The sequence below is a fragment of the uncultured Sphingomonas sp. genome (genome assembly GCF_964237335.1).
Taxonomy (GTDB): Bacteria; Pseudomonadota; Alphaproteobacteria; order Sphingomonadales; family Sphingomonadaceae; genus Sphingomonas.
This window is the reverse complement of record NZ_CAXSHM010000010.1, coordinates 48,626-70,424: the sequence shown is the minus strand read 5'-3', so window position 1 is coordinate 70,424 and position 21,799 is coordinate 48,626. Positions and strand designations below refer to the sequence as shown.

Genomic DNA, 21,799 nt, shown 5'->3' with positions numbered 1-21,799 from the left:
TGGCATGGGGCGGATAATGAGCAAGCGCATCCGAAGTCCAGATGGCAAGACCGACGAACCCCCACGCGCCAACCGGTCGCGCCAGGTTGCCGAGCTGCTGCCCGACATCGGCCGCGCCGCGTTCCGGCGCTTCGGCTTCGTGCAGGGCGCGATCGTTAGCCGCTGGCCCGAGATCGCGGGCGCGAAGCTCGCCGGCGTCAGCCAGCCCGAGTCGATCCGCTTCCCCGCCGGCAAGAAGGCGGACGGCGTGCTGACATTGGTGGTGCGCGGCGCGCATGCGCCGATGATGCAGCATATCGTGCCCGAACTGCTGGAGCGGGTGAACCGGTTCTTCGGCTATGTCGCGGTCGCGCGGATCACGATCCGGCAGGGCGAGGTGGCGGGTGCCCCCACCCGCCGAGCGCCGCCGTCGCTGAAGCCCGCGCCCGCCGACTTCCAGGGGTTCGAGCTGGGTGGCAGCCTGCGCACCATCGCCGACCCGGAGCTGAAGGCCGTGCTCGAATCGCTCGCCGCCGGCGTCGCCGCGCAATCCCCCGCCGCGCCGGTCGCGGTGCCCGTGCTCGGACGGGTGCGCTGATGCGGCCGCTGAAACTCGCTGGCGTGGTGTTCGCCGGCGCGTTGGCCGGTGTGGTCGCCGCCGCTCCGATCCGCGACTGGAGCCAGGTCGCGGGCCGCACCGCCACCGGCGCGGTGCTGGTCGGCAACCCCGCCGCGCGCGTGAAGCTGGTCGAATATGTCAGCTACACCTGCCCGCATTGCGCGGCCTTCACCGCCGCCTCGCATGCGACGTTGCAGGCGCAGTGGGTTCGCTCGGGTTCGACCAGCGTCGAGGTGCGGCCGGTGGCGAACCAGCCGCTCGACCTCTCCGCTTCCCTGCTCGCGCGCTGCGTCGGCCCGCGCTACCCCGCCTTCGCCGACGCGCTGTTCGCGCAGCAGCTCCAGTGGTTCGAGCGCGGCGCCGACTGGCAGGAGGCGAACGGCGCGCGCATCAACCTGTATCCGGTGATGGCGCGGCTCCGTGCGCTCGCCGACGGCTCCGGCCTGTCCGAGATCGCGCGGACCGCCGGCGGGCTGACGCCGGCGGCGATCGACCGCTGCTTCGCCAACCAGGCGGACCTCGAGGCGGTGATCGCCACCAGCCTGAAGGCGTCGAACGAGATCCAGGGCACGCCGTCGTTCATCCTCGACGGCAAGTCGGTCGGCAGCGCCACCTGGGCGAGCCTCGAACCCCAACTCCGCGCCGCCGGCGCGCACTGACCTTCCTCCCGGAGACCCGACGCATGATGCCCATCCGCCTGTTCGTCGCCGCGACGGCGCTGCTCCTGGCCGCCGCGTGCAGCAAGGGTCCCGACGTCACCAACGGCACCGTGCCGGTCGCCGCCGCCGCCGCTGGCAGAGGGGGCGCCCAGACCACCGCGCACCCGCCGGCGGGGCAGAAGTGGACGGACGTCGTCTCGCGGACACCGGAGGGCGGCTTCCGCATGGGCAACCCCGATGCGCCGATCAAGCTGGTCGAATATGGCTCGCGCACCTGCCCCACTTGCGGCGCGTTCGGCCAGACGGGGATGCGCCCGCTGGAGGAGAAATACGTCACCGCCGGCAAGGTGTCCTACGAGTTCCGCGATTTCATGGTCCACGCCCCCGATCTCGGCGTCGCGCTGCTCGGCCAGTGCGCCGGGGCCCAGCCGTTCTTCCCGATCCTGGAGGCGATGTACGTCGGCCAGCCGCCGTTCCTCGAGAAGCTGGAGGGGATCTCGAAGGACCAGGCCTTCGTGAGCCAGGTCCAGGCCGTGAGCCCGGTCGCGGGCGCGACGATGTGGGTCGACAAGCTCGGTTACGTCGATTTCATGAAGCAGCACGGCCTGTCGGAGACCCAGGCCCGCGCCTGCCTCGCCGATCCCAAGCGGATCGAGGCGGTGACGACGCTGACCAAGCACGCGATGGACGATCTCGAGATCAACGGCACCCCGACGTTCATTCTCAACGGACAGAAGCTCGACAACCAGGTGGTCTGGCCGCAGATCGAGCAGGCGCTGAAGGCGGCGGGGGCGTGATCTGATCCGCTCACGCGGATGCGGCACCGGCCCGCTCCCCCACCCGACCTCCCAATCAGGATACGCTGTGGGAGGTCGGGTGGGGGAGCGGGCCGGTGCCGCGCTGGTTCAGCGGAGCTGAACCAGCCTGACAGACAGGACTACAGCAACCCCACCGGATCGACCGGCCGACCGCGTCGGCGTAGCTCCACCGTCACCAGCGGCGTGTCACCCGCCGGCGCGGTCCCCAGCCGCGCTCCTGCCGCCACGGTCGCGCCGCGCGTCACGCCCACCGCACCCAACCCGGTGACCAGACTGGTCCAGCCCGCGCCATGGTCGACGATCACGATCGCGCCGAAACCGCGGAACCGGCCGGCATAGGCAATCCGGCCGCCCGCCGGCGCCACCACCGGCGCGCCCGGCGCCACTGCCAGCGTCAGCCCGCGCGCGCGCACCCCGGCGGCGGACAGCTCGCCGAAGCCGGTGGCGAGACGACCCGTCACCGGCAGGCGGTAGGCGAGCGGGATCGATGGCTCTCCACCCTCGACGGACGGCGTCGGCGGCCCCGGCAGCGTTTCCAGCTCCGCGAGCGTCGCCTGCTGCCCGCCCGCGTCGGCGATCGCGTCGACGATGTCGCGCGCCTGCTCGCCGAGCGCGATCGCCCGGTCGCTCTGCGTCAGCGCGGTCCGGCCGAGCGCGTCCGCCCGCGCGCCATGCTGCGTCTCAAGCGCGGCGAGCGTGGTGCGTCGCCGGTCGAGCGTCACGCGCGTGTCGGCGAGCGCAGTCGCCGCCAGCGTCGCGTCGCCCTCCAGCCGCCGGGTCCGATCGATCTCCGCCCGCACACCCTGCGTCCGTGCCCGGATCACCGGCACCGCGCTGCCCAGCACGGCGCGCAGGTGGACGAGGTCGTCGACCGATCCGGGCTGCGCGATCCCCGCCAGCGCCGGCCGCCGCGCGAGCGACAGCAGCGCGCCGAGCAGCCGCGCGACCGGCGCCTGCCCGGCCGCCAGCCGCTCGCGCTGCTCGCCCAGCAGCCGCCCGACGAGCGCGACCCGCACCTGCGCGGTCGCGAGGTCCGCCTGCGCCGCCTCGACCTCGGCCGCGACCGCCAGCTTCTGCGCGCGCGCATGGGCGGCGGCCCCGGCCTCGACCGAGGCGGCGCGGCGGGTCTCCTCCACCCGGACGGCGGCGGCGGCGGCGGCGGCGCGCGCCGCGACCAGCCGCTGCCGCTGTTCGGCCACCGTCGGGCCGGGCGGCGCCGCGGAGGGCACGGCGAGCGCGGCGACCGCGGCCAGCGCGCCTGCTCCCACCACGATCGGCGCCATCCATCCGTTCAAGGCGCCCACCCCCGCATCCGCTATCCCTCGCGATGATAGGGGTGATTGGCAAGGATGCTGGTCGCGCGCCACAGTTGCTCGGCCAGCATCGCGCGCGCCAGCAGGTGCGGCCAGGTCAGCCGCCCGAACGACAGCAGCAGGTCCGCGTGCCCACGCGCCGCATCGTCGAAGCCATCCGCCGCGCCGAGCTCGAACCGCGCCTCCCGCACGCCGGCATCTCGCCACCGCCCGAGCCGCTCGGCGAAGGCGACCGAGCTCAGCATCTCGCCCGTCTCGTCCAGCAGCACGCGGCGCATCTCGCCGGCCGGCTCGGGAACGCGTCCGCCGCGATCGGGCAGTTCGGTGACGCGTGTCGGCCAGGCGATGCGCTTCAGGTAACGGTCGACCAGCTCCGCCTCCGGCGACCGGCCGATCCTGCCGCGAGCGAGGAGGTGGAGGAGCATGGTGCGAAGCTACAATCGGTGTTGGCTGCGTACAACGATCCTCCCCGCCAAACCTACCCCCGCAGCGTCACGCTCCAGCCCATGCGCTTCTCGTCCCCCGGCGCGATCTCGAAGACGCCTGGCTTCTCGGTGAAGACGCCGGTGAAGCCCTCCGGATCGGCGATGCCATGCCATGGCTCGATGCACACGAAATGGGGGCCCTCGCCGTCAGGCAGCGCGGGCTTGGTCCACACGCCCAGCCGCGGCGTGTCGGGGAAGCGCACCTCCAGCACCGGGCCCTGCGCCGCACCATAGGTGACGGACTGCGAGTGGATCGGGTCCCACACCAGCGCGTCGTTCGCGAACAGCGCGTCGGCCAGCAACAGCTCGCGCCTGGCGGCGAGCGGGCCAGAAAGCGGGCTGGCCCGGCGCCCGGCGGCGATCAGGCCGTCGGGCGCGATCGTGCGCAGCTCGCCCGGCTCGTCCCGCTCGAAGGTGATGCGATGCGCCCCGCGCGGCTCGCCATAGGGCAGCGGCCAGGCGAAGGCGGGGTGGAAGCCGAACTGCGCGGGCAGATAGCCGGCATCCCGGTTCTCGATCCGCGCCTCGACGGTCAGCGTCGGGCCGTCGATGCGGAACCCGATCTCCAGCCGGAACGCGAACGGATAGGAGGCGCGCGTCTCGTCGCTGTCGGTCAGCTCGAACACCGCCCGCCCTGGCTCCGCCTGCACCACGTCGAACAGCGAGTGGCGCGCGAAGCCGTGCTTGGCCATTGGATAGTCGCGGTCGCCGATGCGGATCCTGGAGCCGTTGGTGACGCCGATCACCGGGAACAGGATCGGCGCATGGCCGGTCCAGAACGCCGGGTCCGCGTCCGTCATCAGCGCCCGCCCTTGCGCATCGCGCAGGTGCGTCAGCTCCGCGCCATAAGGGTTGATCGCGGCGGATAGCTGGTCGCTGGCGATCTCGATCATCTGGCGGTCGGTGGTCATGGCACATCCTCGGAGCGGAAAGGTCGGCCGGTGAACGCGCGGGGCTCGGGCGGGCTCCGGTGCGTCCGGCTACGAGGCCGCGACAAATCGTCATCCGACACCGGATCGCTACCAGCCGATTAGGCTGATCGTAATCTTGCCCTGTCATCCTCACGATACTGGCCCGTGCCGGTGTGACCAGGAGCCCCTTCCATGACCGACCTGTCCACGACATCGAGCCTGACGGCCTCGCTGTCGTCGCCCCGCACGCAGATGAACGCGCGCATCGCCGCCGCCGCCAGCGCCGGCACGATCAGCGCCACCGACCAGACCGCGCTCGGCAGCGCGCTCGACAGCATCGGTTCGTCGCTCGCGTCCTCGGGGTCGTCGACGGTGGGCACGTCGATGAAGGACCGGATCGGCTCGCTGATCGACGCGCAGACGAGCGCGGGCAAGCTGACCGACGATCAGGCGAGCGAGCTGAAGAGCTTCTTCGCGCAGGGAGCGCCCGGTGCAGGCGGGGCGTCGCCGACGGACGCGAGCGGCTCGGACGGCTCGATCGAGGGCGTGTCGGGCGCCCAAGGGGCGGGCGGTGCAGGCCACGTCCATGGCGGCCACATGCATCACGCGCACGGCGCCCCGCCGCCGACCGACCCGTCCACGGACGACTCGAGCGACACCCTGTCCCTCACCGCCGCGCCCGGCAGCACGGCCGGCACCTCGACGGACAGCACGAGCACCACCGCCACCGACCAGCTCGATAAGATGATCGCGCTGCTGGAGAAACTGCGCGTCAGCGTCACGCCGACCGACAGCTACTCGCCGAGCGGCACCACCAGCGCCAGCAGCGGCCTGGTCCTGAGCGGCTTGGCCTGATCCACGCGACCGGCCGCCATGGCGAGGGCTACCGGTGGATCGGGCCGCGCCGGATGTACCCCGCGCGGCTCGGGTCCCGAGCGTTGCTGAACTGTCAGCGACTGGACTGCGGCGATTGCGCGACGCGCAGCGTGGCGCTCGTCACGCGCTGGATGATCTCGTCCTCGCTCCCGTCCAGTTCGTCGCGGACGCGACCGTCCAGGAACAGCACCGTCAGGCCGTGGGCCAGCGACCAATAGCCCACGGCTTGCGCGCGGCTGTCGTCATTCGCGCCGGCGAGCACATCGACGCGAGCCTGAAGGACGCCGAACGCCCCTTGCTTTGCGAGGGCCAACTCCTCGTCCGCCACGACCCGGCGCGGTCCGAACATCAACCTGAACCGGCCGGGCGCCTCCAGCCCGAAGCGAACATAGGCGATCGCCTGTGCTTCCAGCTCCCGACCCGGTTCGGCCGCAGCATCCGCCCTCGCGAGCGCCTCTCCGAACGCGGCGAAGGCCTCCGCTGCCAGCGCGGTCAGCAGCGCTTCCTTGTCGGCGAAGTGGCGGTAGGGCGCTCGCGGGGAGACGCCCGCCCGCCGCGCAAGCGCCCGCAACGACAGGGCGTCCTGCCCGCCTTCGTTCAGCAAGACGGCCGCGTCTTCCAGAAGGGTGCGCCGGAGGGTTCCATGATGATAGGCCTTGTCGCCGTCCAATGCCGCCTCTTGCATCTTAGTATGCCCTGCATACATTGGTGGTGCCGAACACGCCGTCCGGTGGCAATCCCACCTGGAGACTGACATGATCAAGTTCACTATTCTTCTCACCCGCAAACCGTCGCTGACCCGCGAGGAGTTCATCGACCACCATCGCAACCGGCACGCGGCGCTGTTCATGTCGGTGCCGGTCGTGCAGCAGACGGTTCGCCGCTATGTCCAGCAGCACGCGATCGACGCGAGCCTGCCGGGCATGCCGCCGACCAAATACGATGGCATCACCGAACTCTGGTTCGACGACGTGGACGCGCTCGCCCGCTGCTTTTCCGATCCGGTGTACCTCGAGAAGATCAGACCGGACGAAGAGTCGTTCCTCGATCTTCACGCCTGCGATTTCGTGGTTTCGACCGAGAACCCCGTCGCCTGATCCGCACCGCCGACCGCCGGTTGCGGCGCATTTGGCCGGTTAGATACCAGAGGTCGACCGATGAAGTTCACCCACACCGTTCCGCTGCCGGTTCCGACGAGTGCCGTCGACCTTGGCGAGTGGATCTTCGCGATGACCGACGAGGAATATCGCGCCTGTGCCAAGGGCCATCACGCAATGGGCGTCATCGGTGGCGCCAAGCGTCTCGGTCTCATCAACGTCGAGGAGATCGCGGGCACGCTGATCGTGCAGCACTATCGTACCGAGACGGCGCTGCCCGATCATATCCATTTCGTCTCCGCCGCAAGCGAGGGTTTTCTGGTCCATCTGGTGCCCTTCACCATGCACGTCTGGTGGGACATGACCGTCGCGCCCGCCGGTGACGATGCGTCCGAGTTGCACTGTTCCATCGGCTTCGATGCGCCCGGTTGGGTGACGGCAGCAGGCGCGATGGTCGGCAACAACCACTTCGTGCGCAAGCATCTTGTTGAGGAGACAGGTAATTTTGCCAATGACATCACGGCGAAATACCGCAACTCGGGCGGGGTCGACCGTCGTTCCAGCGGCTAAGGACTGCTGGTGGCGACAACCGACGCCATCGACCGATGCGCTCCCGTCCCTACCCCCGCAACACCGCGCCCTGCTTCGCCGCCGCGGCGACCACCTTGTCGGCGATCACCTTCAGCTCCGCGTCGGTGAAACTCTTGTCGCCGGGTTGCAGCGTCACCTCCACCGCCATCGAGCGGACGGCCCCCTCTTCACTGGCGCGCTCGAACAGGTCGAACAGGCGCGCGGCCGTGATGCTGGCCTTGTCGGCGCCGCGAACGCTACGCAGCAGCGTGTCGGCGGTGAGGCCCGCAGGCACGGTGAAGGCGAAGTCGCGGCGGACCGGCTGGAGCGCCGGCGGTGCGAAGGGGGCGCGCATCGGCCCCGCCCCGCGCCTCTTGTCTTTGGGGACCGGGATCGCGTCCAGGTATAGTTCCGCCGCCGCGACCGGATCGTCGAGGTCGAACGCCTTCAACGTGTTGGGGTGGAGCATCCCGAAGGCGGCCAGCACCGTCCTGGGCCCGAGCCGCAGCGTGCCGGACTGGCCCGGGTGCCACGTGGACCCGGCTCCCCCACCCTCGACCCCGCTCGGGACAGGTCCCTCGACCCCGCTCGGGACAGGCATCACCTGCAGATTATCGATCGGTGCGCCGGCGGCGGCGAGCAGCGCCAGTGCCTCCGCTTTCGCGTCGAACGCGTCGAAGGCCGCCGCCTTGCCCTCGCGCCACCCCCGCGAGCGGCGGTCGCCGGCGAGGACGAGGCCCAACGTCGCGCGCTCATCGGACAGGCCGTCCTGCCCCATCAGGTAACGCCGCCCGATCTCGAACAGCCTGACGCCGCCCGCACCCCGCTTCTGGTTGCGCGCGGCGGCCGACAACAGCCCCGGCAACAACGACGGACGCATCGCGCGCAGTTCCTCGCTGATCGGGTTGGCGAGCACCCAGGCCGCGCCGCCGAACGCATCGGCCTCTCGCGCGGACAGGAAGCTCCACGTCACCGCCTCGTCCAGCCCGCGCGCGACAGCGGCGCGGCGGGTGCGACGCTCCTGCTTCTGCGCAGGCGTGGCGGTCGGGCGGGCGACGCCCTCTGGTCGTGACAGCGGCACGGAGGCGACCTTGTCCAGCCCCTCGATGCGGATCACCTCCTCGACCAGATCGGCCGGGCCGTCGACGTCGCGGCGCCAGGTGGGTGGCGTGACCTGCCAGCCGTCGCTGACGGCGAACCCGAGCGACCCCAGGATCGCCCGCTGCCGCTCCGGCGCGACGGCCAAGCCACCCAGCGTCTCGGCAAGGTCGGGGTCATAGGCGTAGCTGCGGGTCCCGAGCGGCGCCTCGCCCGAGCGGGTGACGGAGCTGGCCGTGCCGCCGCACAGCGCGACGACGTAGCGGGTCGCGATGGCCAGTCCCTCGTCGAGGAACGCCGGGTCGACCCCGCGCTCGAACCGGCTGCGCGCGTCGCTGGTCAGCGCGAGCGCCTGGCCGGTGCGCGCGATCGAATCGGGATCGAAGAACGCGCATTCAATCAGCACGTCGGTGGTCGCCGCCGCCACGCCCGAATGCTCGCCGCCCATGATCCCGCCGATGTCGTGGACAGCCACGTCGTCGGCGATGACGGTCATGCCCGGCGTAAGCGCATAGCGGCGGCCATTGAGCGCGACGACGCTCTCGCCGGGCCGCGCCCGCCGCGCGACCAGCGGGCCCGAAAGCACCGCGCGGTCGTAGACATGCAACGGTCGGCCGAGATCGAACATCAGGTAATTGGTGACGTCGACCAGCGCGCCGATCGGCTTCTGCCCGATCGCGAGGAGGCGCCTGCGCATCCACTCGGGCGACGGGCCGTTGACGACGCCGGAAACGGCCTGGGCGAAGAATGCGGGGCAGCCCGAGGGGTCATCGGTGCGGATGTTGAGACCCGCCCCCGCTCGGTCCCCCGCCCCCGACCATGCTGAGGTTGTCGAAGCACTGTCCTTCTCCTTCAAAGAAGAAGGCAGCCCTTCGACAAGCTCAGGGTGAACGGAGGAAGAGAGATGTTCAGCTACAAGCTCAGCCTGAACGGAGGCGGAGGCAAGGCGCTTGGCCACCACCGCCTCCAGGTCCCGCAACACCCCCAGCCCCGCCGCCGCGAGATCGCGCGCGATGCCGCGGACGCCCATGCAGTCCTGGCGGTTGGGGGTCACCGACACGTCGAACACCGGATCGTCCAGCCCCGCCCACGCCGGATAGGCCGCGCCTACCGGCGCATCGGCGGCCAGTTCGATGATCCCGTCATGCTCCTCGCCGAGCTCCAGCTCGCGTGTCGAGCACATCATGCCGTTCGATGTGACGCCGCGGATCGCGGCGACCTTCAGAGTGATGCCGCTGCCCGGCACGTACGCCCCCGGCGGCCCGAACACGCCGACCAGCCCCGCGCGCGCATTGGGCGCGCCGCACACGACCTGCGTGGGGCCGTCTCCGGCATCGACGCTCAGCACCTGCAGCTTATCGGCCTGCGGATGCGGTGCGGCCGCCAGCACGCGGGCGATGCGGAACGCCGCCAGCGCCGCGCCGGGGTTGTGGACGCCTTCCACCTCCAGCCCGATGCGGGTCAGCGCGTCCGCCACCGCGCCCGCGTCGGCGTCGGTGTCGAGATGGTCGCGGAGCCAGGAGAGGGTGAACTTCACGACGAGATACCCCCGGAAAGCGTCGGCACGTCGAGGGCCGAAAAACCGTAGTGCCGCAACCAGCGCACGTCGCCGTCGAAGAACGCGCGCAGGTCGTCCATGCCGTATTTCAGCATCGCCAGCCGATCGATCCCGCAGCCGAACGCGAAGCCCTGCCACTCAGCGGGATCGAGCCCGCAGGCGGCAATGACGCGCGGGTGGACCATGCCGCTGCCCAGCACCTCCATCCAGCCGTCCGACCCTCCAATCACCCGCTTGCCCTTCGTCAGCGTGTAGCCGACGTCGACCTCCGCCGAGGGCTCGGTGAACGGGAAATAGCTCGGGCGGAGGCGCAGCACGATGTCGTCACGCTCGAAATAGGCGCGCAGGAACGTCTCGAGCGTCCATTTCAAGTGGCCCATCGTGATGCCGCGATCGATCACCAGCCCCTCGACCTGGTGGAACATCGGCGTGTGCGTCGAGTCCGAATCGGAGCGGTAGGTGCGGCCCGGCGCGATGATGCGGATCGGCTCGCCGCGCCCGTTGGTGCGGTCGGCGACGGCCTGCATGGTTCTCACCTGCACCGGAGACGTGTGCGTGCGGAGGAGCATGCGGCGGGCCTCGACGCCGGCCAAGCCGCCGTCGATCGGGTTCGACTGGGCCGACCCGTCGGCCGTTCTCGCATTCTGCTCGAAGTAGAAGGTATCATGCATCGCACGTGCGGGATGGCTCGCGGGTATGTTGAGCTTGTCGAAGTTGTTCTCGTCCGTCTCGATCTCCGGCCCCGTCGCGACCGCGAAGCCCAGGTCGGCGAAGATCTCCGCCAGCTCGTCCATCACCTGGCTGACCGGGTGGACGCTGCCCGTCGGTGGCGCATCGACCGGCAGCGTCATGTCGAGCGTCTCGGCGGCGAGCCTCGCGTCGAGCGCGGCCCGCTCCAGCGTTTCGCGGCGATCGGCGATCGCGCCCGTCACCGCCTCGCGCAGCGCCTGGATCGCTGGGCCGCGCGCCTGCCGCTCCTCCGGGCTCATCTTGCCCAGCGTCTTGAGGAGCACGGTGACCTCGCCCTGCTTGCCCAGCGCTGCGATGCGCAGGCTTTCAAGCGCGGTCAGATCCGGGGCCGCGACGATCTGCGGCAAATAAGATTCCACGGAGCTGAGGTCAGTCATCACATACCCGTTCATGCTGAGCTTGTCGAAGCCCGTCCTGAGCGACTGCCTTGGCAGTCAGTCGAAGGGCACTGCCCTTCTTCTGCGGGGCGGTTAGTAGAAAGGACAGGGCTTCGACAAGCTCAGCCTGAACGGTGTGGGGGAGCGAATCGGGGTATAAATAACCGCCCAAACGAAAAGGGCGCAGGTGTCGCCACCAGCGCCCCTGTCATCACGCCAGCGCGGGGATCAAGCCGCCGCCTGCTCCTGCGGCAAGGCCGCCTTCGCCTGCGCGATGATCGCGGTGAAGGCACCGCCCTCGTGCATCGCGATATCGGCCAACACTTTCCGGTCGAGCTCGACGCCCGCCAGCTTCAGCCCATGCATGAACTGGCTGTACGTCAGCCCCTCGGCGCGGACGCCGGCGTTGATGCGCTGGATCCACAGGCCGCGGAACGTGCGCTTCTTCACCTTGCGGTCGCGATACGCGTACTGGCCGGCCTTCTCGACCGCCTGCCGCGCGACGCGGATCGTGTTTTTGCGACGGCCGCGATAGCCCTTCGCCTGTTCGAGGATGTTCTTGTGCTTGGCGTGGGTGGTAACACCCCGTTTGACGCGTGCCATCTATCTGCTCCTATCCGTCTTGATCAACCGAGCCCGTACGGCGCCCACGCCTTGACGGCGGCGGTGTCGGACTTGGCGAGCAACTTGGTGCCGCGGTTCTGGCGGATGTACTTGCCATTGTGGTGGAGCAGACGGTGGCGCTTACCGGCGACGCCGTGCTTGAGCAGGCCGGTGGCGGTCAGCTTGAAGCGTTTCTTGACGCCGCTCTTGGTCTTGAGCTTGGGCATTTTGGTCTCCTCATGTTCGCGACAGGGACAGCCGCGGCAGCCCACACTGGCCGGGCAGTCCCACTTGCAGTCGCGGAAAGGCGCGCGCATACGCTCCCTTGTCGTGCTTGGCAACCGCCGGGCCCGGCGTGTGAACCGTATCGGGGGGAATGCCGCGCGTGCCGGACCGCGACCTTTCTGTGCCCAGCGCAGGACCCGGCGTGGCGTCCAGTGCCGGGCCGAGCGCCAACCCGAAGCGCCCGCTCCACCATGGTGTCGCGATCCCCGTCGCGATCCTCGCCAGCCTGCTCGGTATCCTCGTCCTCGCCTGGGCGGTGCTGTTCGTCACCCACGGCCGCTTCCTGAAGCCGACGTTCGAGCGGCTGGCGGGCAGCGCGCTTGACCGCACCGTCACCGTGCGCGGCGATTTCCAGCTCTATTTCGATCCGTTCGACCTGCATTTCCTCGCGGACGGGCTGACGATCTCCAACCCCGGCTACACGAGCCGCCCCAACCTGTTCCAGGCGGATCGCGCGGAGGCGATGATCCGGCCGCTGTCGCTGATCTTCGGCCGGCGCCACTTCCGCTGGATGGACGTCCGCAACGGCGCCGCCGACCTCGAATGGAGCCCCGACCGCAAGAGCAACAGCTGGACGTTCGGCGACCCGGACAAGCACGGCAAGCCGTTTGTCCTGCCCGTCATCGACCAGGCGCAGGTCGCGGGCACCACCGTCCGCTATCGTGACCCCAAGCTGCCGCTCTCCGCCGACGTGACCGTGCAGACGATCCGCTCGGCGGACGCGCATATCGACGGCGCGGTGCATTTCGACGTCACCGGCCGCGTGCGGACGACGCCGTTCACCGCGACCGGCGCGCTGCTGTCCCCCAACGCCACCGTCGGGCGCGGCCGGAACGAGCTCGCGCTCGACGCCGACGCCGCACACAACCACCTGACCGTCCACGGCACGCTCCCCAGCCTCGCGGACTTCGACGGCGTGCCGCTCGCCGTCACCGCGCGCGGGCGCAACATGGCGGAGCTGTTCCGCATCATCGGCGTCGTCCTGCCGCCGACCCGCACCTACACGCTGCGGTCGACGATGGTGAACACAGGCACCACCTACGCCTTCACCAACCTCGTCGGCCGGTTCGGTGCCAGCGATCTCGCGGGCACGCTGATCGTCGAGGCGATCGAGCCGCGCGTCCATCTCGACGCGAACCTGACCACCCGGCGGCTCGACATCGTCGATGCCGCGCCGTTCATCGGCTACGATCCCGATCTGGTCGCGACGGTCGGCGTCGCCGCCGCCTCGGGCCAGAGTCAGGCAACGCCGCGGCTGCTGCCCAACACCCCGCTGCCGGTCGCGGATTTCGGCAATTTCGATGCGGACCTGAAATGGCATGTCGCGATCGTGCGCTCGCGCCGCGTGCCGCTGTCGGACATCGGCCTGACGCTGAAGCTCGACGACCGGCTGCTGACGATGAAGCCGCTCGATTTCACCATGTCACGTGGCACTGTCGCCTCGACATGGACGATCGACGCGCGCCGCCGCCCGGCACATTGGGTGACGGACTTCCGCCTCTCGCCCACCCCCATGGGCCATCTGCTCGCCGGCTGGGGCGTGTCCGAGGCCGGGACGACCGGCACGGTGAAGGGTCACATCAACCTGGTCGGCGATGGCGACAGCTTCGCCGCGTGGCTGGCGACCTCGCACGGTAGGATCGCCTTCGTCCTGCCGCAGGGCCATTCCTCGACCCGCAACATCCAGCTCGCCGAGCTCGATTTCGGCGTCTTCGCGCAGCGGATGTTCCAGGGGGACCTCAACAAGCCGGTCGAGATCAACTGCGGGCTGATCGCCTTCACCGTCCGGGGCGGCGTCGGCGCGGCGGACCCGATCGTGATCGATACCGCCAAGAACGTGATGCTCGGCCGCGGCGGCTTCTCGTTCCACAACGAGAGCCTGAACTTCGCCTTCCGCGCCGACGCCAAGAAGTTCTCGCTGTTCTCCGGCCAGTCGCCGGTCGGCATCGACGGCTATTTCGCCAAGCCCAAACTGAACGTCATCAGCAAGCAGCTGGTCGGCCGCGCGGGCGCGGCGATCAGCCTGGGCCTCCTGGCGACGCCGCCCGCCGCGATCCTGGCGTTCGTGGACACCGGCAACGCGAAGGCGGCCGCCTGCGGCCCGGTGCTGGCCGGCGCGACGGCCTCGGCGCAGCGCACGACGAAGGGCGACCCGCTGAAGGCGGTGGGCGACGGCAGCACATCGACCAAGCTGCCGCGCAAGAAGTTCCTGGGGATTTTCTGAGCCGACGGTCTTCCTGGAAGCGGGCACATGGATGAGACGGATGAAGGAACGCTGACGGGCTTCCAAATGGTCTGTGTTGTCTGAAATCTGGTCAATAGAGTAGATATGCTAACGTTCGTCGACTCGACCAATCTGTTCGTCACTTAGTAGTCGGTCAAATCTGGAGGAAACGATGCGGTTAGCGCTGATTGGAGTCCTGCTGTTCGGCGTGGCCGGCGAGACATCAGCTCAGACGGGGTACGGCTTCGCTTATCAGACGCGCATTGATGCCGGCGGGATCAACGGCGCGATCACTAATCAAGCGCGGGTAGATACCCATCGAGCCGGTCTTACGACGCCAGACGCGTGGCGACCGGACGGCGAACAGGATGACATTCGTCGAGCGGCTGCCTGGGGACGATGCGTGTTGCGCGCGACACCCGATGGCGGCAACGCCTACCTTCTGGCGCAGACGAAGAACTGGCAGGACCCTCGTCCCTATCGCGCTGCTTTCCAGCACTGTCGGGATCAGGTCGGTCGGTTTGGACAGGATCATCGCCCGATGGTGCTTCGCGCCGCAATTACCGAAGCGCACCGCGCGGTCTCCACCCCCATCGTCGCGCCGCCGACACCGCCAGCGGCACCTGATTGAGGACGTGGCCTCGCGGCGGACCGGCTCACTACCGATGTGAGACGTTCCAGATCGCACGCGCAGGAACCATGTTCCGTCGCGGTCGCTCCTGATCCTGATGTATCGATCAGCAGAGGGTTACAGTTGTTCGAGGTGCATGCTGCGTCCGCGTGCCTCTATGCGCAACGTCTGAGATCGCTCCGATACACTTAACGACGGTCTTCACGGCTTGGCGTCGCGGAGCGCATCCGCGATCGACGAAAGCTTGATGTCTTTTATCTCCAGCCAACGGTCTGACACGAACGTCCTCCGCTGACAGAGCCAGGATATTTCTTCAAACCGCCTCTGTGCTTCCTTGTCCGTCGATTCTACTCGGGAGGCGAGCACAAACCGAAGACTGCCTTTGCAGTCCCCTGCAACCACGCACTGTCCATAGGTTTTTAGCTTGTCGAGCGCAGGTACGGCCGACGGAAACGAAGTTCTCAGACTCGCCATACCGCCAGCCGGGTCCAGATTCACCTGCATGCCGAAGGCCGACGTAGAGGCCGCTGCCGCACAAAACGACAGCATGACGCGCAACAGGTGATTCATCGTCACGTCCTCCTACCCTCAGCGGGTGCGCTCAAATCCCGGACGTGATCCCATTCGCAATCCGAACGAACGTCGGCGATCTCAGGCGCGAACCGCCGCAAGAACCCGCGCGCCTCTCGCCAAGGCGACATAGAACAGCGCCGCCAGCAGCAGCGCGATCGGGATCGACCACCAGCCTAGCAGTTCCCGGGCACCATCGGTGTGCGCGACGATGCCGCCACTGATCGTCCCGTCGGCGTTGCGGAATACGCCGACATGTTCGCCCCACAGCGGTTTGAGGATCGCCATGGCCGCGAAGACGGCGAGCAACAGATAGGCGAAACCGAACCCGAGCGCGATCGCCGTCCGACGCGAGCCCGCCAGGACGGCATGGGATAGGCCGCGTGCGATCGTGACCTGGCTATAGCGGCGCGTCCCCCGCTCGATCAGCCCGTCGGCGAGCAGCGGACGGAGATAATCGGCCGGTCGCCCGAGTTGGGACAAGGCCCTGTCGAGGCGCGCCAGTTCGCTGCCGCTCGATGCGGCCATACTGTCGGCGACGTGCGCTTCGAGATCATCGCGCAAGCCAACCGCATCGGTGCCGGCGCGCGCGAGCAGGCGCTGCACCTCGGCGAAATATGCGCCCCAACGACGCCGCGCGGCAGGATCGGTGAAAACGGGGGTCATGCGGATGCTCCTGGCAGCAGACGATCGACGGAAGCGGCAAGCTTCGACCATGACGGGATCATGCCGCGCAGAAGCTCCCGGCCCTGAGTCGTCAGGACATAATATTTGCGCGGTGCGCCCCCGTCGCCCCCGGCGAGGCGGGACGAGATCGACCCCTCCTTCGCCAGGCGCAGAAGCAGCGGATAGAGCGTTCCTTCCGGCACATCGATCGCAGCGCGCTTGGCGATGCCGGAGATCAGCTCGAACCCATATTGCTCGCGTTCGCCGAGCGACAGCAGGATGACGAACTCCAGAACGCCTTTGCGCAACTGTACCTCCCACCTGCCGATCGCATTCTGCGACTCATCAGATTGCCTTGCCATGCAAGGATAATGGCCGATGAATGCTTGCAATGCAAGGGTAGCGAGCCGGTTTGTATGTAATATGCCCCACTCGCTTCTCATGCTTGAGCTGGGATGGAGGCGGTCTGCAGCATCAGTCGCCTGAAAGCCGGCTAGCCGTTGCTATGTTGGAGATCATGCGCGAGCCGCAGGCTGCTCTTTCGCATCGCCGGCCCCCTCGGTTCAGCCTGCCCGCATCCGCGGTCGCCGGTCGCCGGTCGTTACCCCGCGCGCCGGCGGGACGATCTGCTTTGGTGTTACCTACTGTTACCTACTTTTGCGCAGCCCGACGTTCAGCCATGTTCGTGCCCGCCGCCCCCGCCCGCCAGCGCCTCCACCGCGTCGTCCACCCGCGCGGGATCGCCCACCGCCAGCACGTCGCCCGCGCTGTCGGCGGTCAGCGGTTCGCCCGACCAGTCGCACATCCGCCCGCCCGCGCCCTCCACCACCGGCACCAGCGCGGCGAAGTCGTAGAGCTTGAGCCCGCTCTCGCACACCAGGTCGAGGTGGGCCGCCGCGAGCAGGCCGTAATTGTAGCAGTCGCCGCCGTACACCGGCCCCTGCCGCGGCCGGCCACCCGACACCGCACCGACCAGCGCCAGGAAGCGCGGCACGTCGGCGTCCTCGAACAGGTGCGGGCTGGTGGTCGCGATCGTCGCGCCGGCGAGCGCGCGGCACGGACGCGTCCGGATGGCCACGCCGTTGAGCGTCGTCGCACGCCCGGTCACGCCCAGCCAGCGTTCGCGCTGCACCGGCTGGTCGATGATGCCCAGCACCGGCCAGCCGTCCTCGACGAGCGCCACCAGCGTGCCGAAGATCGCGCGCCCGACGGTGAAGCTGTGCGTGCCGTCGATCGGGTCGAGCACCCATTGCCGGCCGGTGATCCCCGGTTTCTCGCCATATTCCTCGCCGATCACGCCGTCGCCGGGCGCTTCGGCGTCGAGCAGCCGGCGCATCGCCGCCTCCGCCTCCCGGTCCGCCGCCGTCACGGGCGAGGCGTCGGCCTTCAGCTCCACGCTGTCGCCCAGCCGGCGGAACCAGGGGCGGATCGCCGCCCCCGCCGCGTCGGCGAGGCGAAGGGCGAGGGCGATGTCGGAAACGGAAACGGGCATGCTCCGCCGCCTATCGCGCCGCGCCGCGCTGCGCTAGGATCGCTTGGCATCATCCGGAGATCGTCCATGCGCCCCTTCCGTCCGTTCCTCGCCCTCGCCGCCACTGCTGCGTTCGCCGCCCCCGCGGTCGCGACGCTCGCTCCCGGCGCGCACGCCCCCGATTTCGCGACCCGCGGCGCGGTCGCCGGCAAGGTGATCCCGGTCAGCCTCGCCGCCGAGCTGAAGAAGGGTCCGGTCGTGCTGTACTTCTTCCCCGCCGCCTATACCGGCGGCTGCAACGCCGAGGCGCATGCGTTCGCCGAGGCGATCCCGGAGTTCAGGAAGGCAGGCGCGACCGTGATCGGCATGTCGACCGACGACGTTCCGACGCTGACCAAGTTCTCTACCGAGAAGTGCGCCGGCCAGTTCGCGGTCGCGAGCGCCGGGCCGGCGGTGGTCAAGGGCTATGACGTCGACCTGGGCAAGCAGTTCGCCGGACCCGACGGCCAGATGCGGGCGCACACCAACCGCACCAGCTATGTCATCGCCCCCAACGGCACGATCAGCTTCGTCCATTCCGACATGAGCCCGGCCGAGCATGTGTCGCTTACGCTCGCGGCAGTACGCAAGCTGGCGCCCGTCGCCCACTGAGTTCGGCCATCCGGGCCTGCGCGTCCGGCCCCGTCCTTACGCTTTATTGACACCCGCCGCGCTACACGGGGCGATCGGTGCATGGCCGGCGGCGGGGTCGCCGGTCGCGCGGGGGCGGAAGGCGGGGACGGGATGGTTGCGGCCAAGCGGCGGACGGAGACACCGACCAGCAACGACCTGTTCCGCCGGATCGGGACGTTCCTCGCCGAGCATCGGCTGAGCCCCGAGCCCGGTCATTACGCCTTCGCCTACCATGTGCTGCGCGACGAGCATGGCCCGCTCGCGCATTCGGTCGCGCGGTTGACCGACGGCGGCGTCCGACTGACAGGCACGCAGATCGAGGCGCTGGGCGGCACCGTCTCCACCACCACGCTGCCGCTTCAGCCCGAAGGTGCAGCGGACGAGCCGGATGCGACGCTGGTCGCGCGCACGCAGAAGCAGGTGGAGGGCTTCGCCGAGATGGTCCGCGAGGTGCAGGACGAGGCGCGCGGCTTTGGTCGCGACCTTGCCGCCAGCGCGGAGGCGATCCGCCGGTCGGGGGATCCGATGGGCATCGACGACATCGTCCGGCTGACCGGGATGATGGTGGAACGCGTGCGCACCAGCGAGCGCCGGCTGCAGCGCGCGACGGAAGAGGCGAGCGACCTGCGCGAGCGGCTGGCGGAGGCGCAAGGGTCCGCCCGGCGCGATCCGCTGACCAACCTGCCCAACCGCCGCGCGTTCGAGGAGGCGTTCGCCGCGCTCGATCCCGCCGTCCCCGCCTGCCTCGCGATCTGCGACATCGATCGGTTCAAGCAGGTGAACGATGGCTTCGGCCATGCGGTGGGGGACCGGGTGCTGACCGCGATCGGCCAGACGCTGACAGCCCATTGCAAGCCGCATCTGGTCGCGCGGCATGGCGGCGAGGAGTTCGTCGTGCTGATGGCTGGCGAACCGGCCACCGCTGCCGAGCGGTTGATCGATGGCGCACGCGCCGCCGTCGCCGCCAAGCGGTTCCGGTCGCGCGAGACCGATCAGCCGCTCGGGTCGATCAGTTTCTCGGCCGGGGTCGGCAGCCTGATCGCGTCGGAAGGGCTCGAATCGGCGCTGACCCGGATCGATCGCGCCCTGTACCGCGCCAAGGCCGAGGGACGCGACCGGGTGCTGGTCGCCGACTGAGCTTACCGTCAGCCGGTGGCCAGCACTCCCACGCCCGCCACCACCGCCGGCTCGCCGCGTGAATAAAGCCCGATCAGAAGGCCGACGGCCAACACATGACCGTCCATCGCCTTCACCAGCGCCGACCGGTTCGGATCGTCGCCCGGATCGCCCGCGCCGGCGCCGAGCGCGAACAGCTGGAAGACGTAGCGGTGGTCGCCGTGACCGGTCGGCGGATCGGGCGGCAGCCAGCCCTCGCGGCCGAACGAGTTGCGTCCGACATCGGGATCGCCCGTCCCCTTACCGTCAGGGACGATGTCACCCTCCGCCAGCCGACCGGCATCGGGCGCGAGGCCCCAGACAACCGCATGCACCAGCGGCTGCGGCACGGGCGCGTCGGCATCCTCGACGAGCAGCGCGAGCCGTGTCGTACCCGCGGGTACATCGCCCCACACCAGCGGCGGCGACACGCCTTCTCCGTCCGCGGTGAAGCGCGGCGGCAGCCGGCCGCCGTCGGCAAAGGCCGGACTTGAGAGCGACAGCCTGGCATCGGTGGCGAGGCCCGGCTGCGCGATCGCGATCTTGTCGGCCCCGGCGCGCCAGCTACGCATCGCGTGGCCGAGCCAGGTGGGAAGATGTTCGAGCATCGCCTTCTCCTTCGCCGACGGAAACGCGCGAGCCCGCCCGGCGTTCAAGGGCGATGGCCGACCAACCCTTTGATCTCGACCGTTTCCTCACAGCGCAGGAACGACACTATGCCCAGGCGCTCGCCGAGTTGAGGGCCGGATCGAAGCGCAGTCACTGGATCTGGTTCGTGTTTCCACAGATCGCCGGCCTGGGGCAGAGCGAGACGGCCCGCTTCTATGCCATCGGATCGCTGGCCGAGGCGAAGGCGTATCTTGCCCATCTGGTGCTTGGGCCCCGGCTGCTCGGAGCGACCGAGGCCCTATTGCGTCACCCGGACAGAAGCGCGGAGACGATCCTGGGCGGGATCGACGCGATCAAACTGCGCTCGTCGCTGACGCTGTTCCTGGAAGCGGGTGCTGGAGCGCCCCTGGACGCGGCACTCGCCATGTTCTTCAATGGTGCGAAGGATCCAGCGACCTTACGCTTGCTCAAAGCCTGAACATCCCATCACCCCGGACTCGATCCGGGATCCCGCTCCTGCTTGCGTTTTAGAGAAGCGGGACCCCGGCTCAAGGCCGGGGTGACGAGATGATGACTACGCCGGCTCGGACACCGCTTCCGCTGCCGCGTTGACCTGGCCGGTCGCCAGCTTGGTCAGCTTGTCGTCGGTCGCATATTCCTCGTCGAGCGTGTGCTGCAGGATCGCGGCGACCTCGCTGCGGCCGATCTGCTTGGCCCAGGCGATCAGCGTACCGTAGCGGGCGATCTCGTAATGCTCCACCGCCTGCGCCGCGGCGATCAGCGCAGCGTCGAGCACCTGCTTGTCGCTGATCTCGCCGGCCACCTCATTGGCCTCCTTGATGATGCCGTCGATCGCCGGGCAGGTGACGCCCTTCACCTTCTCGCCGATGATGCCGAACACCTGCTCGAGCCGCTCGATCTGGTTCTCCGTCTCGGTCAGATGCGTGCGGAAGCCCTGCTGTAGCGCGGGCGCCGTCGCCTTCTCGATCATCTTGGGCAGCGCCTTGGTGATCTGTTGCTCGGCGTAATAGACGTCCTGGAGTTGGTGGAGGAACAGGTCCTCGAACGTCGCGATGTCCTTGCTGAAGAGGCCCATGATACTATCCTTTGACAAGAAATTACGGTCGGCGGGAAACCCGTCGATCACGCGCTCAACGAGCGATGCGCCGACGGGTTGCAGGGAGTTCTTTGCCGGTTCAGCCGAGCTGAACCGGAACGGCACCGGCCCGCGTGAGCGGATCGAATCAGTTCAGCACCACCGTCACCGCGCGACGGTTCTGCGCCCAGCTCTCCTCGTCCGAGCCGACCGCGATCGGGCGCTCCTTGCCATAGCTGATGACGCTGATCCGCGACGCGTCGACGCCATGCTCCGCCAGATAGTTCTTGGCCGCGTTCGCGCGCCGGTCGCCGAGCGCGAGGTTGTACTCGCGCGTGCCGCGTTCGTCGCAATGGCCCTCGATCGTGATCCGCTGGCGCGGGTAGCGGGCGAGCCATTGCGCCTGCGTGTCGAGGATCGCGCGTGCCTGGTCGTCGACGTCGGACTGGTCGAGGCCGAAGTGCACGGTGTCCGACTGGACCGACCGCTTGAAGTCCGCCGCGGAACCGGGGACCACCGCGCCGTCGCCAGGACCGCCGCCGCCACGCGGGCCGCTGTCCTCCGGCGCCGGACCGGGCGCGGGCGGCAGCTCCGCGGGGCGTTTCTTGGCGCAGCCGGCGACCGCGACGAGCGCGGCGGCGGCCATGAGGGTGGTGGTCAGTCTTGCCATCGGTGTTCTCCCGGAAGCTACTTCTAGTCGGTGCCGC

At 69.2% G+C, this 21,799-nt stretch carries 26 protein-coding genes; 11 read left to right on the top strand and 15 right to left on the bottom strand.

Going from position 1 to position 21,799, the window contains the following annotated elements; genetic code table 11:
- Positions 1–16: 16 nt before the first annotated feature.
- Genes ACFE65_RS07345 through ACFE65_RS07335 form a run of 3 tightly spaced genes read left to right on the top strand, consistent with a single transcriptional unit; the run spans position 17 to position 2,054 of the window.
- Positions 17–577, top strand: coding sequence for a DUF721 domain-containing protein (locus ACFE65_RS07345; RefSeq protein WP_375381697.1), 561 nt, complete (start codon positions 17–19; stop codon positions 575–577).
- Positions 577–1,257, top strand: coding sequence for a DsbA family protein (locus ACFE65_RS07340; RefSeq protein WP_375381696.1), 681 nt, complete (start codon positions 577–579; stop codon positions 1,255–1,257). The genes ACFE65_RS07345 and ACFE65_RS07340 overlap by 1 nt, the downstream gene beginning before the upstream one ends.
- Positions 1,258–1,280: 23 nt before the next feature.
- On the top strand, positions 1,281–2,054 hold the full coding sequence (locus tag ACFE65_RS07335) for a DsbA family protein (protein ID WP_375381695.1): 774 nt from the start codon (positions 1,281–1,283) through the stop codon (positions 2,052–2,054).
- A 140-nt stretch (positions 2,055–2,194) separates the two neighbouring features.
- On the opposite strand, the gene ACFE65_RS07330 is transcribed toward ACFE65_RS07335, so the two are convergent.
- From ACFE65_RS07330 to ACFE65_RS07320, 3 genes are read right to left on the bottom strand one after another with little or no spacing between them, the layout of a single operon-like run.
- Positions 2,195–3,358 carry a murein hydrolase activator EnvC family protein gene (locus ACFE65_RS07330; protein WP_375381694.1) on the bottom strand — a complete coding sequence of 388 codons (1,164 nt, stop codon included), beginning with the start codon at positions 3,356–3,358 and terminating at the stop codon, positions 2,195–2,197.
- Between the two features lie 32 nt (positions 3,359–3,390).
- Positions 3,391–3,813 (bottom strand): 23S rRNA (pseudouridine(1915)-N(3))-methyltransferase RlmH, encoded by a 423-nt coding sequence (locus ACFE65_RS07325; protein WP_375381693.1) that lies wholly within the window; start codon positions 3,811–3,813, stop codon positions 3,391–3,393.
- A gap of 53 nt (positions 3,814–3,866) precedes the next feature.
- Positions 3,867–4,784, bottom strand: a complete 918-nt coding sequence (locus tag ACFE65_RS07320) for an aldose 1-epimerase family protein (protein WP_375381692.1) — start codon at positions 4,782–4,784, stop codon at positions 3,867–3,869.
- Positions 4,785–4,976: 192 nt separating this feature from the next.
- Between ACFE65_RS07320 and ACFE65_RS07315 the strand changes: the two genes are divergently transcribed.
- Positions 4,977–5,639, top strand: coding sequence for a hypothetical protein (locus ACFE65_RS07315; RefSeq protein ID WP_375381691.1), 663 nt, complete (start codon positions 4,977–4,979; stop codon positions 5,637–5,639).
- Between the two features lie 94 nt (positions 5,640–5,733).
- Here ACFE65_RS07315 and ACFE65_RS07310 read toward each other — a convergent pair whose 3' ends face one another.
- A complete protein-coding gene (locus tag ACFE65_RS07310) occupies positions 5,734–6,330 on the bottom strand; it encodes a TetR/AcrR family transcriptional regulator (protein ID WP_375381690.1) in 597 nt (198 codons plus the stop codon).
- 85 nt (positions 6,331–6,415) lie between these two features.
- On the opposite strand from ACFE65_RS07310, the gene ACFE65_RS07305 reads away from it, so the two are divergent.
- Complete coding sequence (locus ACFE65_RS07305; protein WP_375381689.1) at positions 6,416–6,757, top strand: EthD domain-containing protein; 342 nt, start codon at positions 6,416–6,418, stop codon at positions 6,755–6,757.
- Between the two features lie 132 nt (positions 6,758–6,889).
- Positions 6,890–7,327: a hypothetical protein gene (locus ACFE65_RS07300; protein WP_375381688.1), complete on the top strand. Its 438-nt coding sequence runs from the start codon at positions 6,890–6,892 to the stop codon at positions 7,325–7,327.
- Between the two features lie 49 nt (positions 7,328–7,376).
- Here the strand turns inward: ACFE65_RS07300 and ACFE65_RS07295 are convergent, their stop codons facing one another.
- The 4 genes from ACFE65_RS07295 to rpmI all read right to left on the bottom strand — a co-directional run bounded on the left by ACFE65_RS07295 (position 7,377) and on the right by rpmI (position 11,940).
- Positions 7,377–9,962, bottom strand: a complete 2,586-nt coding sequence (locus ACFE65_RS07295; protein WP_375381687.1) for a phenylalanine--tRNA ligase subunit beta — start codon at positions 9,960–9,962, stop codon at positions 7,377–7,379.
- Positions 9,959–11,110: a phenylalanine--tRNA ligase subunit alpha gene (gene pheS / locus ACFE65_RS07290; RefSeq protein ID WP_375381686.1), complete on the bottom strand. Its 1,152-nt coding sequence runs from the start codon at positions 11,108–11,110 to the stop codon at positions 9,959–9,961. The genes ACFE65_RS07295 and pheS overlap by 4 nt, the downstream gene beginning before the upstream one ends.
- Positions 11,111–11,338: 228 nt before the next feature.
- A complete protein-coding gene (gene rplT / locus ACFE65_RS07285; protein ID WP_375381685.1) occupies positions 11,339–11,713 on the bottom strand; it encodes a 50S ribosomal protein L20 in 375 nt (124 codons plus the stop codon).
- A gap of 23 nt (positions 11,714–11,736) precedes the next feature.
- The gene (rpmI, locus tag ACFE65_RS07280) at positions 11,737–11,940 is read right to left on the bottom strand and encodes a 50S ribosomal protein L35 (protein WP_375381684.1); all 204 of its coding nucleotides are present in this window, start codon (positions 11,938–11,940) and stop codon (positions 11,737–11,739) included.
- A 149-nt stretch (positions 11,941–12,089) separates the two neighbouring features.
- On the opposite strand from rpmI, the gene ACFE65_RS07275 reads away from it, so the two are divergent.
- Both ACFE65_RS07275 and ACFE65_RS07270 read left to right on the top strand, forming a co-directional pair.
- Positions 12,090–14,222 (top strand): AsmA family protein, encoded by a 2,133-nt coding sequence (locus tag ACFE65_RS07275; RefSeq protein WP_375381683.1) that lies wholly within the window; start codon positions 12,090–12,092, stop codon positions 14,220–14,222.
- A gap of 172 nt (positions 14,223–14,394) precedes the next feature.
- Complete coding sequence (locus ACFE65_RS07270; protein WP_375381682.1) at positions 14,395–14,853, top strand: hypothetical protein; 459 nt, start codon at positions 14,395–14,397, stop codon at positions 14,851–14,853.
- Between the two features lie 201 nt (positions 14,854–15,054).
- Here the strand turns inward: ACFE65_RS07270 and ACFE65_RS07265 are convergent, their stop codons facing one another.
- The 4 genes from ACFE65_RS07265 to ACFE65_RS07250 form a co-directional block, all read right to left on the bottom strand.
- Positions 15,055–15,423 (bottom strand): hypothetical protein, encoded by a 369-nt coding sequence (locus ACFE65_RS07265; RefSeq protein ID WP_375381681.1) that lies wholly within the window; start codon positions 15,421–15,423, stop codon positions 15,055–15,057.
- A gap of 81 nt (positions 15,424–15,504) precedes the next feature.
- Positions 15,505–16,089 (bottom strand): hypothetical protein, encoded by a 585-nt coding sequence (locus ACFE65_RS07260; RefSeq protein WP_375381680.1) that lies wholly within the window; start codon positions 16,087–16,089, stop codon positions 15,505–15,507.
- Entirely contained in the window at positions 16,086–16,532 is a 447-nt protein-coding gene (locus tag ACFE65_RS07255) for a PadR family transcriptional regulator (RefSeq protein WP_375381679.1), read from the bottom strand. The genes ACFE65_RS07260 and ACFE65_RS07255 overlap by 4 nt, the downstream gene beginning before the upstream one ends.
- A gap of 230 nt (positions 16,533–16,762) precedes the next feature.
- Positions 16,763–17,581 (bottom strand): inositol monophosphatase family protein, encoded by an 819-nt coding sequence (locus ACFE65_RS07250; RefSeq protein ID WP_375381678.1) that lies wholly within the window; start codon positions 17,579–17,581, stop codon positions 16,763–16,765.
- 66 nt (positions 17,582–17,647) lie between these two features.
- On the opposite strand from ACFE65_RS07250, the gene ACFE65_RS07245 reads away from it, so the two are divergent.
- Entirely contained in the window at positions 17,648–18,211 is a 564-nt protein-coding gene (locus ACFE65_RS07245; RefSeq protein WP_375381677.1) for a peroxiredoxin, read from the top strand.
- A gap of 81 nt (positions 18,212–18,292) precedes the next feature.
- The gene (locus tag ACFE65_RS07240) at positions 18,293–19,369 is read left to right on the top strand and encodes a GGDEF domain-containing protein (RefSeq protein WP_375381676.1); all 1,077 of its coding nucleotides are present in this window, start codon (positions 18,293–18,295) and stop codon (positions 19,367–19,369) included.
- An 8-nt stretch (positions 19,370–19,377) separates the two neighbouring features.
- On the opposite strand, the gene ACFE65_RS07235 is transcribed toward ACFE65_RS07240, so the two are convergent.
- Entirely contained in the window at positions 19,378–19,995 is a 618-nt protein-coding gene (locus tag ACFE65_RS07235; RefSeq protein ID WP_375381675.1) for a YbhB/YbcL family Raf kinase inhibitor-like protein, read from the bottom strand.
- Positions 19,996–20,048: 53 nt separating this feature from the next.
- On the opposite strand from ACFE65_RS07235, the gene ACFE65_RS07230 reads away from it, so the two are divergent.
- Positions 20,049–20,474, top strand: a complete 426-nt coding sequence (locus ACFE65_RS07230; protein ID WP_375381674.1) for a DUF1810 domain-containing protein — start codon at positions 20,049–20,051, stop codon at positions 20,472–20,474.
- Positions 20,475–20,570: 96 nt separating this feature from the next.
- Here the strand turns inward: ACFE65_RS07230 and ACFE65_RS07225 are convergent, their stop codons facing one another.
- Positions 20,571–21,092, bottom strand: a complete 522-nt coding sequence (locus tag ACFE65_RS07225) for a ferritin-like domain-containing protein (protein WP_375381673.1) — start codon at positions 21,090–21,092, stop codon at positions 20,571–20,573.
- Between the two features lie 148 nt (positions 21,093–21,240).
- Positions 21,241–21,762, bottom strand: a complete 522-nt coding sequence (gene pal / locus ACFE65_RS07220) for a peptidoglycan-associated lipoprotein Pal (RefSeq protein WP_375381672.1) — start codon at positions 21,760–21,762, stop codon at positions 21,241–21,243.
- Positions 21,763–21,799 lie beyond the last annotated feature (37 nt).